Below are 12,057 nucleotides of genomic sequence, written 5' to 3'. Positions count from 1 at the left end.
TACCAGGCGGTCAGGGCAGGCGTGCCTCAAGCTTGCCGTTCACCACGCGGGTGGGCAGGATCTGCTGGTCGTTCGAGGACGGACCGTGCACCACCTCGCCGCCGTTGAGGCGGAAGGTGCTGCCGTGCCAGGGGCAGACCACGCAGGCGTGGCCGTCGATCTCGCGTACCTCGCCCTCGCCGAGCGGCCCACTCTGGTGGGGGCAGCGCTCCAGCATCACGGTCACGTCGTCGCCGTGCCGGTAGAGGATCACCGACACCTCGTCGACCTTGCGGGTGACCAGTTCCCGCTGGGGCAGGCTGTCCATCTCGGCGATCGCATGCCACCCGTCGCTGATCAGGTGCAGGTCGGAGACGCTCACGTTCACCTGGGCACCCTGCTTGTACGCCAGATGCCCACCGATGTACGCCCCCGCACTCGCCGCACTGAGGCCGAGGAAGCCGAGCGTACGGCCGAGGCCGTGGCGACCCGACAGCCGCGCGGCCAGCGAGCCCCCGTACAACACCAGGGCCACGCTGTTCGACGCGGCGTGCACCAGGCCGACCCGGCGCTGGTCACGGGCCAGGGCCGCCCAGTCGTTGAGCCCCGCCACCGCGGACGGCACGGCGCTGGCGGTGCCCACCGCGATCAGCGCGGTGGCCGCCCGCCGCTGACCGGGCAGCAGATCCAGTACCGCCGCACTCATCCAGGAACCGACCGTGACCTGCACCATCGCAGGGTGCAGCGGATGCCCCAGCCAGACCCCGTGCAGCAGATCCCGGACCCGCTGCCCCCGCAGGGTGCCCTGCACCGCGCGCTGCAACCGATCACCGAACCGGTCAAGCCGGGAATTCTGCTCAATCTTCGTCAATAGCTCTCGCACAACTACCGACTTCCCACCCCACGCCCCCCCAAACCGCCCCCCGCCCCCCAATCTCCCCGTCGATCTTGCACTTTCGGTCGCCTATATGACGCCTCTAACCCGATTTGTCCAGGCAGAGGGTGCAAGATCGGCGAGGAGGGTGGGGGTGGGTTAGCCTGCTTCGGGTGGGGAAGCGGGCGGGGGGCGTGAGGGCTAGGCGACGGGCGGTGCTGGCTGCTGCTACGGGGGTCGGGCTGTTCGGCGGGGGGTGTGGTCCTGGCCCTTCATCAGCCGCCATCGAGTTGGATGTGGCGGGGCTTGTTGATGAGTTGACCGGGGCGTTGTCGGCTGTGGGGCCGTACCGTGATCCGGATTCGGCGGAACGGCGTACGGCTGCGCGGGCGGCTCGGGCGCTGGTGGCGGGGGGCGACAAGACGGAGGATGCCGATCGGCTCTTCGCTGAACTGGGGTTTCAGGCTCGGCACGGGATCGATTCGGCTACCGGTCGGGAGTGCAGCAGCTACCTGGCCACCGGTTCCGACAGGCGGACCTGGGGCGCGGTGCTCGTCGACCGGTCCGCCACCGCGCGCACGGTGGTCGAGGTGCCGCACCCCGGGTTCGACATCAACACCGAGAAGATCGGGCTGGCGTTGCACCGCCGACTCCCCGGCAGTGTGCTCCTTGTCGCCGGGGCGCACCGGCAGGCCGCCGCCGGCGCCGCCGACGTGGCGCACAACAACCGTTCGCTGTTCCACAGTCTGGCCGTGGCGTTCGCCGAGGCCGGCCTCGACGAGATCCAGCTGCACGGCTTCGCCGACCGCAACCTGCCGTCCTCGGACGTCGTCGTGTCGACCGGTGCGGCACCGACGAACCGGCTGGCCCGGCGGATCGCCGACAGTCTCTCCGAGCAGCTTGGTCTGCGCACCTGCCGGTCCTGGGTACGCCGCTGCGGCCAACTGGAAGGACGCACCAACCAGCAGGGACGCGCCGCCGCCGAGGCCGGGACCGTCTTCGTGCACCTGGAGTTGAACTGGTCGATCCGCAGCGACTCGACCATCGGCGACCGGGTGGTGGCGGCCCTGGCGGAGCGGCTCGCCGAGGACTGACCCCGACGAGCCGCCGCGAAGCTCACACTCGGCGGGCGGTCCGGAACCGCAGCGCCCAGTAGCCGGTGCCGTCGAGGATCGACTCGCCGCCCAGGTCACCCATCGTGGGCCCGTTGGCGGTGGTACGGCTGGAGATGAAGCGATGGTGACCACGGTCATCGACACCGAGGTAGATGCCCATGTGCTCGATGTTCGCGCCCTGGATCGGGCCGGCGTTGAAGAAGAGCATGTCGCCCGGGAGCAGACGGTCCAGCTCGCGGGCCCGCTTGCCGGTGTTCGGCATGAGCTGGGTGCCCGGTCCGACCGAGGCCATCGCGGTGGCCCGGCGGGGCAGCCCCGGACCGGCGTTGTTGGTACCGAGCAGCGGATAGCCGGCCCGGTAGCCGTACACCATCCGAACGAAGCCCGAGCAGTCCAGGCTGAGGAAGTGCGACGGGCTGGGCTTCTCCTCCTTGTCCGGGAAGCTCCACGAGATGCCCAGGTAGTCGTAGAAGTCGGAGTTCTCCGCCCGGCCATCCGGGTCGATGTCCGACAGGGGGCCGAAGGCGGCATCCCCGGAGTACTGCCGGCCCTGCCGGTCCCGCTTGGGCTGGCCCAGGTAGGTGTACTCCATCGCCAGGGCGAGGATGTCCGCCGACCGGTCCTTACGCGCCTTGGCGAACCAGTCGATGAACCACTTCTCCTCCTCCGCCCCGGCCCGCCACTGTCGGGGGGCCAGCCGTACCCAGAACTCGGAGTGCAGCTTGGCCTTGGTGAACCGAGGCTCGGCGAAGGTCCGCTTCTTGCCGATCAGATGGACCGTACGGGAACCGTCGGTCATGATCGCGATGGTCTTGCCCTTGTCGTCGAGCACCTGCGTGCGGTCCGGGGCGGTGAGCCGGATGTAGCGCAGGCCGCTGGCCGCCGCCGGGGTGGCGGCCTGTGCGGCCTGCGGACCGAGACTCAGTTCGAGCGGAGCCGGTACGGAGTGCCGGACGGCGACATAGGTGAAGGTGCCGCCACCGACCAGCAGGGTGAAGGCGGCGATCACCATCAGTGCCGCCTGGCTGCGGGAGTAGGTCCGGTAATTCATGTCCCGTCACCTCTTCGATGGATGATCAGGTGACCGGCACGAAGCCGGCCACGATGCCGCTCACCGCGACACCGTAGGTGATGGCGGTGACCATGATGGTGGCCAGCACGGTGGCCTTCGGCGGCTGCCGGACGAGTTGGTAGGCGATCAGTCCCGGCGCGACGAAGCCCAGGGTCTGGTGGGCGAAGAGCAACGGCAGGTCGCGTTGGACGATGATGAACAGCGTCATCTGGAGGAAGACGCTGAGCAGCACGATCGCGGCGAACAGTCGCTTGCCGTAGAGGATCACCATGCGCTGCATCAGGCGGGTCAGGCCGTAGGTGACCACGGTCATCACCACGATCACCCCGGCCTGGAGCGGGTCCTCGATCAGCGCCAACGCGATCCAGCCGGGCGTGATCATCCCGCCCGGGGACAGGTTGGTGGTCAGGTAACACAGCAACGCGAAGACCAGGCCGATGCCCAGGCAGGCGGTCGCGAGCTGAGCACTCAGCTCTCCCCCGAAAATCATCGCCGGATCCCTCCCAGGAAAACGGTCTCGGCGTCCACGTCGAACCCGGGCGTGCTCGGCGTACGCAACATCGATTCGGCGCGGTCACGGCCGCGCGGCTCCCAGCTCGGCAGGGCGGCCAGTTCGTGCAGCAGCACCTCACCCTGGCCGTGGATGTTGCCGACCGCGATCACCGAGCCGTCCGGGGCGGTGGCGGCCATCACCTCGGCGACCAGCCGTTCGGGGGGCAGCTTGCCGCCCAGGTCGACCACCCGGCTCTGCAGGTCCGCCGGCACGTTGACCCGGGCGCTGCGGGTCATCTCGCCGATCAGCACGATCTGCTGGGGCTGTACGCGGCCGGCCAGCGTACCCATCTGCCCGTTGCGTTCCACCCGGTCCGGACGGCAGTTGATCACCATGGTCAACGGTCGGTTGATCAACTGCTGCTGCTCCAGCTGCTGGATGTTCATGAAGGTCGACTCGGGGTCGTTGGCAGCGAAGATGTTGGCGAAGCGCACCCGCTTCTCCTGGTACAGCACCCGGGCCACGGAGAGCACCCCGGGATCGGGCGGTGCCGCCCACATCCCGGCCAACGCGCTCCGCCGGTCGACCCCCAGTTCCGCAGCGACGGCGAGCGCGATCGCCACGTTCTCCTTGAAGGTGATCCAGCCGAAGCCCGCCATCTCCTGATCGGTCACCGACTCCGGGTCGACCGAGATCAGCCGGCAGTTCCGCTTGGCCGCCTCCTGTTCCAGGATGGCCAACCGGTCCTTCTCGGCGGTGATGCAGATGCCACCCTCAGGCATGGAACGGCTCAGTGACCGGGCCACGTCGTCGAGGGTGGGCCCCATCTCGGCCAGGTGATCCTCGCGGACGTTGCACAGCACCCCGATGTTCGACCGGATCAACTTGCTCTGGTTGATCTCCTGAAGTGCAGGCATGACCGCCATGCACTCGATGACCAGGGCATCCGGGTGGTAGACCGCCGCTCGCCGGACGATCCCGATCTGCTCCACCACGTTGGCGATGCCGAACTTGCGGTGCACCGGCTCCTCGCTGGCGTCGGGGAAGATGAACCGGGCGGCGGTGCCGGTGGTCTTGGCCACCACGACCTTGTTCCCACCGCGCAGGGCACCAGCGCACAGCCGGGTGATGGAACTCTTGCCCCGGATGCCGTTGACCAGCACCCGGTGCGGGATGGTGTTCAGGTTGCGGTAGTGGTTCCGCTGCTCGATCACGCCCGCCACGACCAGGGCGAGACAGCACAGGCTGTAGACGGTGTACAGGTAGAACATGTCAGCCCTTCGTCCCCCGACCGGTGCCCGCCGCCGAACGCACCCGCGGCAGGACGGTGGTGCGGTCGGCACCGGCACCCCGCAACCGCAAGGCCCCGCCGAATCGCGCCGAGCCGGTGTGCCGGACCTGACGGCAGATCTCCAGACACATCGCGATCGCACCGATGTCGTCGTGCCGTTGCGGCGGCACCGGAAGCTCGACGTTGCCCTCGCTCATCCGGTCGGCGACATTCGCCAACCGACGCAGGGGCCGGACGAAGATGTAGAGCTGCCACACATGGGTCAGCAGGACGACCCCGACGGCCGCGCCGGCCATCAGCAGGGTCCAGCGCTGCTCGATCAGCTCCGGCAGCCGCAGCCCGGAGGTGTCCTGCTCGATCACGACCGCCCACTCCAGGTGGGCCACCGTCCCGGGTGCGGACAGACCGGCGGCGGCGACCAGCGCGGGTTTGCCGTCGGCGGTACGTGACCGGCCGACCGTCCCACCCGGCAGCGCCTCCACCGCGGCCTCCCGGACCAGGTCACCCTGCAAGGGTTGGAACGCCTGGAAGCCCTCGGAATCCAGCACGGTGCGTAGCTCGGCGTCGACCACGTAGGTACGCCCGCTGACCCGGCGCACCAGGCCCAGCAGGCGGTCCGGGTCGAACTCGCCGACGATCGAGTAGCCGTCGGCCATCTGGTTGTAGGCGTACACGACAGGTAGGCGCTGCACCGTCCGGTCCAGGTGAATGCCGATCTCGCCGGGCAGCGGCTCGACGGTACGCAGCGGACGTCGGCCCGCACCGGCCAGCACCTTGCCGTCCCGATCCACCAGGTAGAGCGCCCGCAACCGGTCGTCGGTGTCGAGTTCGCGGTCGAGTCGCCTACCGGCCTGCTCCAGATCCTGCACGTTGAAGCCGTACGAGGTCCGCGAGACCGTGACCAGTCCACCGTCGAGGAGGTTGCCGAGCGCGCTGCTGGCCTCCTCGGCACGGTTCTCCTCGTCGCGCATCAGCTGCACCGGAACGGTCGGGGCCGGAGCCCGCAGTCCGAGCACGACGACCGCCGCCGGCCAGAGCAGGGCGATGACGAGCGCGACGCTGAGCCCCTGCAGCACCGTCGGGCGCCAGCGCCGGTCGGTGGGGAACTGCTCACCGGAGGTGAGGGCCAGCGCGCGGGCGATCCGGTGCGCCTCCCGGATGCGCAGCTTGGGCCGCCGGGCGGTGATGGCGCCACAGGCATCGGCCTTGGCCTGGCTGAGCAGCACACGTACGGGCAGGAACAACGACCTGCGCATGATCCAGAAGCTGAGCAGGCCGACGGCCAGCAGGCTGAGTCCCAGCAGCAGGCCCTTGCGCAGCGACGTTCCGGTGCTCACCTCGGTGGTGAGCAGGGAGACGATCACCAGGCCGGAGCTGCCCACCGGGGCGGAGGAGACCAGCAGTCGCCGGTCCGACCATTCCTTGACGACGACCTGCCGGCTCTGCCGGGAGCCGGCATCGACCAGTCCTTCGAAGATCGCCGGCAGGTGGGCCGCCTCGACCGCGTTGGCCCCCTGCATCAGGCTGATCGTGCCGTCGGGGGTCAGGGCGTGGATGCCGTGTCCGGCGTCCGGGTTGAGTCGCAGGTTCCGCATGGTGAGCGGCTGCGTGGCCAGGACGACCCGGGTCTCGTCCAGCGCGATCCCGTACACCATGAGGGGCCCGTCGGCGTTGGTCACCGCCAGGGTGGAGCCGATCGGCAGCTCCGCGGGAAGCAGGTCCAGTGGCAGCTCCGCGCCCTCGGCGGCGATCACCTGCCGGGTTCCGGCGTCCATGATCGATACGCCGCTGATGTTGCGTCCCCCGCTGATCAGGCGGTTCAGCAGTTCGGCGTCGGAGGTCTCACCGCGGGTCTGCACCATCCGGGTCAGTTCCTCGCGTCGGGCGGCGGCGTCCAGCCGGATGCTGGAGGCGAGCTTGGCGACGATGTCCCGCTGTGAGTCGACCACGGCCGGCAGCGCGCCGTGCTGGGCGTTCACCGCGAAGCCGAGGACGGCCGCGACGACGACGAACATCGTCGCCAAGAGGTAGACCAGCGACGGGGCGTTGGTCCCCGCCGGGAAGGCCGCCGCCGGCAACTGCTGTTCCAGAGCACGGCGTCGCCATGCCACCAGTTGCGCCTGGTCGTTGACCGAACCGTCTATCGGCTGCTGTGGCGCACCTTGGGCCGAACCGCTTCGCACCTGAGGACAACCTTCCGGGGGTGGCCAGGCTGCCGTGAAGACCTGTCCGCCCAGCTCATCGCCAGGCAGGGACGCCAGGCCGGGCAGATGCTAGCAAGGCTCACGTTCATCCAAGGTCCTGCGGCTACGGTCGGGAGCCTGGTCGAGCCCCCCGGACGATCAACCCCTCCGTGTCGGCACCCCTGGTCAACAAGCTGCCCTCGATCCGGTCGACCGCCGCCTCGTAGATCATGCGCCGGCCCGGGGGCAGGGCAACATCGGCCAGTTTCCGCTCAAGATCAACCAAACGGATATCCGGATTCAGATCAACGAAGGTGGGGACGGCCTCCATGGCCACCACCTTCCACCGGTTCGTATCGCCCGCCGGGCCAAACACCGCCCGGACCATCACCCCGTCCCGGTTGGTGTTCACGGGCTGGGCGTGCCGGGCGATGTGGTTGCCCATGCCGTAGACGATCCAGGTGTCCCCGATCCGCTCGACCGGCTGCACCACGTGCGCGTGGTGACCGAAGACCAGGTCCACATCGTCGATCTCGGCCACCTCGCGCGCCCACGTCTGCTGGTCGACGTCGGGCTCGTGCTCGTACTCGGTGCCCCAGTGCAGGCTGACCAGGACGATCTCCGCGCCGGACTGTCGGGCAGCAGCGGCCTCGCGCCGGATGGCCTGCGGGTCGATGAGATTCGACACCCACTCCTTGCCGGCGGGCGGACGCAGACCGTTGTAGCTCTTGGTGTAGCTGAGGTGCCCGACCTTGACACCCTTGACCTCGTAGATCTTGGCGGCACCGGCTCCCCGCTTGGTGCGGTAGCTGCCGGTATGACCGAGGCCGGCCTCGTCGAGGGCGTCCAGCGTGCGTTTGACCCCCTCCATCCCCTGGTCGATGGTGTGGTTCGAGGCGGTCGAGCAGCCGTCGTACCCGGCGGCCTTGATGCCCTGCACGATCTCCCGGGGCACGCTGAACTTGGGGAAGCCGATGTACGGCCCGCCCGGCGGCGCCACGGGGGTCTCCAGGTGGCACAGGGCCAGGTCGGCCGCAGAGACGGTCTCGCGTACGTGCTCCAGCATCGGCCCGAAGTCCAGGTTGCCGGCGCCGTCCCGGCGGGCCTGGTCCCACAGTTCCGGGTGCACGAGGATGTCGCCGGAGCCGATCACCGAGATCGTCCGACCGGAGACCTTCGCCGCGGCGGCGACCGGACGGGGCGTGCCGATCGGCGCAGGTTCCTCGGAGGACCAGGGTCCGAACACGTAGATGGCACCCGCGGCGACCGTCAGCGCCGTCACCGAACCCAGGATCGCCCGAAGCGGTCCGGACAACCCGCCGCTGGACTGAGAGCTTCTCGACACTGCGACAGGCTAAACCTCCGGCCCGGCCCACTGATCCCACCCGGGCACCGGTGCCGGTCGACCCACACCTGGATCAGCGAGGCGGAGGACCAGGTAGGGCTACCGGAGCGCCGGTCGGGGCGAGCAGGGCGCGGGCCGCCACGGTCATCCGGCGTCGCTGCGGCACGGTGGCCCGCTTGGCGAACACGTCGTAGTCCTGCGCGGCCACCTCGTCGAGGATGCCGCCGTAGAGCAGGTACGCGGTACGGATGCAGGACTGTGAGCCGGCGTCCAGCAGGACCACGCCGGGCGCGGCGGCAGCGTAGTGCGCCTGAGCTCGGGTGACCTCGTACCGGATCAACTCCCGGACCGGCTCGGTGGCCCGGCCGGCGGCCCGGCAGGCCAGCAGGTCGTCCCGGGTCACGCCGAACTCGGCCAGATCCTCGTCCGGCAGGTACGTCCGGCCCCGGTCGAGGTCCTCGGCCACGTCCCGGATGAAGTTGGTGAGCTGGAACGCGAAGCCCAGTTGGCGGGCGGGCTCCCGGGCGGCCAGCAGGTTCGAGCTGCCCAGGATCGGCAGCATCATGGTGCCGATGACGGCCGCCGACCCCTCCATGTAGTCCAGCAGGTGATCGTAGGTGCGGTAGGACGTGACGGTCAGGTCCATCGCCATGCTCTTGAGGAACGAGGCGAAGTCCTCCCGGTCGAGGTCGAAGACGGCGATGGTGTGCAGCACCGCCGGCAGCAGTGGGTCGTCGACCGGCTCGCCGTGCAGCCCGGCCACGAACCGTCCACCCCAGTCGTCGAGCAGCGCGGCCCGTTCGGCCGACGGCAGCGCCTCGGTGCGGTCCACGATCTCGTCGGCGTAGCGGGTGAATCCATACAGGGCATGGACGTGTCGGCGTTTCCATGCGGGCAGCAGGCGGGTAGCGAGATAGTAGGTGCGTCCGTGCTGTCTGTGCAGGTCACGACACCGTTCGTAAGCGGCGGCGAGATCCAGATCCATTCGCCCTCCTCAGAATCGACGCACCAATCGACGCAACATGAACCCTAGGGTACGCTCAGCGGCATGGCCAACGACCGACTAACGGGTAACCTCCTTCGCGTGTTGCCTGAACAGCCGGTCGGTGGAGATGAACCGATTCCGGCCGTCCTCGCGGCGTACACCCGGGACCTCGTCACCGCGGTCGAGCAGACCCTCGCCGAATTCCTCGACGCCGAAGTCGACGCACTGGCCACGATCGATCCAGCCATGGGCGGATTCGCCGCCACGGCCCGCGACTGCGTCCTCGCCGGCGGCAAACGGGTCCGCCCGACCTTCGGCTACTGGGGTTGGCGCGGCGCGGCCAGCGGCGACGAGCCGCTGCACCGGGTGCTGCCCGCACTGGCCACCTTGGAACTGCTGCACACCTTCGCTCTGGTCCACGACGACGTGATGGACCACTCGGCGACCCGCCGGGGTCGGCCGACCGCCCACGTGGCCATGGCCGCTCAACATGCCGCCGCGGGGCGCTGCGGCGACTCCGGCCGGTTCGGCGAGGCGGTCGCGGTGCTGATCGGGGACCTCTGCCTGGTCTGGGCCGACCAGTTGCTGGCCCGGGCCGCGCTGCCGGCGAGCCGCCTGCTCGACGTACGCCGTGGCTACGACCGGATGCGGGTGGAGACGATCGCCGGGCAGTACCTCGACATCCTCGGCGAGGCCGACCCGGAGAACTGGTCGGTCGACCGGGCGCTGCGGGTCGCCCGTTACAAGACGGCCAGCTACACCGTCCAGCGCCCGTTGCTGTTCGGGGCGAGCCTGGCCGGTGTGGACGGCGGTACGCCGCTGACCGACGCGTACACCCGCTACGGCCTCGCCGTCGGCGAAGCCTTCCAGCTCCGCGACGACCTGCTCGGGGTGTACGGCGATCCGACCGCCACCGGCAAGCCGGCCGGCGACGACCTGCGCACCGGCAAGCCGACCGCGCTGCTCATGCTGGCCCGCGAGCTGGCCTCGCCGGCCCAGCGGCAGGCGTTGGACGGCACCGGCTCGCTGCCAGGCGAGCCGGAGGTGGCTCGCCTGGCCGAGATCGTGTTCGACACCGGCGCGGTCGACCGGATCGAGCGGATGATCGACGAACGGGTCCAGCAGGCACTGGACGCGCTCGCCACCGTCAGGATCGACGAGACCGCCCGCACCGCACTGTTCGGCCTCGCCAGCGCGGCCACCGACCGGAGGTCATGATGGGCGCACGATCGTCAACGGCGCGAACGGTCGCCGGGCGTACGGACCGGGTGGTGGTCGTCGGGGCGGGCCTCGGCGGTCTGGCCTGTGCCCTGCACCTGGCCGGCAGCGGACGGCAGGTGACCCTGCTGGAACGCGAGCCGGTGCCGGGTGGGCGGGCCGGGCGGCTCAGCGTCGACGGCTACGAGTTCGACACCGGCCCGACCGTGCTCACCATGCCCGACCTGATCGCCGAAGCGCTCGGCGCGGTCGGCGAGGAGCTGACCGACTGGCTCGACCTGGTTCCCCTCGATCCGGCTTACCGGGCCTACTACCCGGACGGGTCGACGCTTGACGTGATCACCGACACCGCCCGGATGGCGGCAGAGATCTCCCGGGTCTGCGGCCCCCGGGAGGCCGACGGCTACCTGCGGTTCGTCGACTTCGCGCGCAACCTGTGGCGGCTGGAGCGGGCCGACTTCATCGAACGCAACTTCGACGCGCCCACCGATCTGCTCACCGGCAACCTGCTCAAGCTGATGGCCACCGGCGCCTTCCGCCGACTGCAGACCAAGATCGACCAGTTCTTCCGCGACCCCCGTACCCGGCGGATCTTCTCCTTCCAGGCGATGTACGCCGGTCTGGCGCCGCATGACGCGTTGGCCATCTACGCCGTGATCGCGTACCTCGACTCGGTGGCCGGGGTCTTCTTCCCGCGCGGCGGCATCCACGCGGTCTCCCGCGCGCTGGCCGGGGCCGCGGAGAAGCACGGCGTACGCATCCGGTACGGCACCACGGTGACCCGGGTGGAGACCGCGAACGGCCGCGCCACCGGGGTGGTGACCGCCGACGGCGAGTTCGTTCCGGCGGATGCGGTGGTGCTCAACCCCGATCTGCCGGTGGCCTACCAAGACCTGCTCCCACCGGCCCGCCAGCGCCGGCTGGCCTACTCGCCGTCCTGCGTCGTGCTGCACGTCGGCTCGACCCAGGGGTACGGGCGGATCGCCCACCACAACATCCACTTCGGCCGTGCCTGGAAGGGCACCTTCGACGAGGTCATCCGGCGCGGCGAGCTGATGACCGACCCGTCCCTGCTGGTCACCAACCCGAGTCGGACGGACCCGGCGGTGGCGCCCGCCGGACGGCACACCTACTACGTGCTCGCGCCCGTGCCCAACCTCGACCGGGCCCCGTTCGACTGGCGCGGCGACCTCACCGCCCACTACACCGACGAGCTGATCCTCACCCTTGAGCAACGCGGCTACGTCGGATTCGGCGCGGGCGTCGAGGTGCTCCAGGCGATCACTCCGGCGGACTGGGCGGAACAGGGCATGGCGGCGGGCACGCCGTTCGCCGCCGCGCACAGCCTGTTCCAGACCGGCCCGTTCCGGCCGGCGAACCTGCACCGGTCGCTGTCCAACGTGGTGTTCGTCGGCTCGGGTACGCAGCCCGGCGTCGGAGTGCCTATGGTGCTCATCTCCGGCAAGCTCGCGGCGAGCCGGATCACCGGAGCGAGCCGGTGA

At 69.9% G+C, this 12,057-nt stretch carries 10 protein-coding genes; 3 read left to right on the top strand and 7 right to left on the bottom strand.

The window, feature by feature from the left end:
• Nucleotides 1–10: 10 nt before the first annotated feature.
• Nucleotides 11–862, bottom strand: a complete 852-nt coding sequence (locus EG812_RS22065; protein ID WP_043719279.1) for a Rieske (2Fe-2S) protein — start codon at nt 860–862, stop codon at nt 11–13.
• A 287-nt stretch (nt 863–1,149) separates the two neighbouring features.
• Here EG812_RS22065 and EG812_RS22060 point away from each other — a divergent pair, with 287 nt between their 5' ends.
• Entirely contained in the window at nt 1,150–1,947 is a 798-nt protein-coding gene (locus EG812_RS22060; RefSeq protein ID WP_233579574.1) for a hypothetical protein, read from the top strand.
• 22 nt (nt 1,948–1,969) lie between these two features.
• On the opposite strand, the gene EG812_RS22055 is transcribed toward EG812_RS22060, so the two are convergent.
• The 6 genes from EG812_RS22055 to EG812_RS22030 form a co-directional block, all read right to left on the bottom strand.
• Nucleotides 1,970–3,019 carry a C40 family peptidase gene (locus tag EG812_RS22055; protein ID WP_013730899.1) on the bottom strand — a complete coding sequence of 350 codons (1,050 nt, stop codon included), beginning with the start codon at nt 3,017–3,019 and terminating at the stop codon, nt 1,970–1,972.
• Between the two features lie 25 nt (nt 3,020–3,044).
• A complete protein-coding gene (locus EG812_RS22050) occupies nt 3,045–3,530 on the bottom strand; it encodes a poly-gamma-glutamate biosynthesis protein PgsC/CapC (protein WP_013730898.1) in 486 nt (161 codons plus the stop codon).
• Nucleotides 3,527–4,804, bottom strand: coding sequence for a poly-gamma-glutamate synthase PgsB (gene pgsB, locus EG812_RS22045; RefSeq protein ID WP_013730897.1), 1,278 nt, complete (start codon nt 4,802–4,804; stop codon nt 3,527–3,529). Before pgsB ends, EG812_RS22050 begins: the two co-directional genes overlap by 4 nt.
• A gap of 1 nt (nt 4,805) precedes the next feature.
• On the bottom strand, nt 4,806–7,007 hold the full coding sequence (locus tag EG812_RS22040) for a HAMP domain-containing protein (protein WP_233579573.1): 2,202 nt from the start codon (nt 7,005–7,007) through the stop codon (nt 4,806–4,808).
• Nucleotides 7,008–7,131: 124 nt separating this feature from the next.
• The gene (locus tag EG812_RS22035; RefSeq protein WP_232510642.1) at nt 7,132–8,352 is read right to left on the bottom strand and encodes a CapA family protein; all 1,221 of its coding nucleotides are present in this window, start codon (nt 8,350–8,352) and stop codon (nt 7,132–7,134) included.
• A 73-nt stretch (nt 8,353–8,425) separates the two neighbouring features.
• Entirely contained in the window at nt 8,426–9,337 is a 912-nt protein-coding gene (locus tag EG812_RS22030) for a phytoene/squalene synthase family protein (protein WP_126712636.1), read from the bottom strand.
• A gap of 63 nt (nt 9,338–9,400) precedes the next feature.
• Here EG812_RS22030 and EG812_RS22025 point away from each other — a divergent pair, with 63 nt between their 5' ends.
• Nucleotides 9,401–10,555: a polyprenyl synthetase family protein gene (locus EG812_RS22025; protein ID WP_043719270.1), complete on the top strand. Its 1,155-nt coding sequence runs from the start codon at nt 9,401–9,403 to the stop codon at nt 10,553–10,555.
• Nucleotides 10,555–12,057, top strand: a complete 1,503-nt coding sequence (crtI, locus tag EG812_RS22020) for a phytoene desaturase family protein (RefSeq protein WP_013730892.1) — start codon at nt 10,555–10,557, stop codon at nt 12,055–12,057. Before EG812_RS22025 ends, crtI begins: the two co-directional genes overlap by 1 nt.

This window comes from Verrucosispora sp. FIM060022 (genome assembly GCF_003977705.1).
GTDB lineage: Bacteria > Actinomycetota > Actinomycetes > Mycobacteriales > Micromonosporaceae > Micromonospora > Micromonospora gifhornensis.
Note: the sequence above shows the minus strand (reverse complement) of the source record. Positions and strands in the feature narration are given on the sequence as shown.

Bases quoted from the DNA above. Each gene is read 5' to 3' on its own strand.
- EG812_RS22055 (WP_013730899.1), bottom strand. From the start codon at position 3,019: ATGAATTACCGGACCTACTCCCGCAGCCAGGCGGCACTGATGGTGATC.
- EG812_RS22050 (WP_013730898.1), bottom strand. From the start codon at position 3,530: ATGATTTTCGGGGGAGAGCTGAGTGCTCAGCTCGCGACCGCCTGCCTG.
- pgsB (WP_013730897.1), bottom strand. From the start codon at position 4,804: ATGTTCTACCTGTACACCGTCTACAGCCTGTGCTGTCTCGCCCTGGTC.
- EG812_RS22030 (WP_126712636.1), bottom strand. From the start codon at position 9,337: ATGGATCTGGATCTCGCCGCCGCTTACGAACGGTGTCGTGACCTGCAC.
- EG812_RS22025 (WP_043719270.1), top strand. From the start codon at position 9,401: ATGGCCAACGACCGACTAACGGGTAACCTCCTTCGCGTGTTGCCTGAA.
- crtI (WP_013730892.1), top strand. From the start codon at position 10,555: ATGGGCGCACGATCGTCAACGGCGCGAACGGTCGCCGGGCGTACGGAC.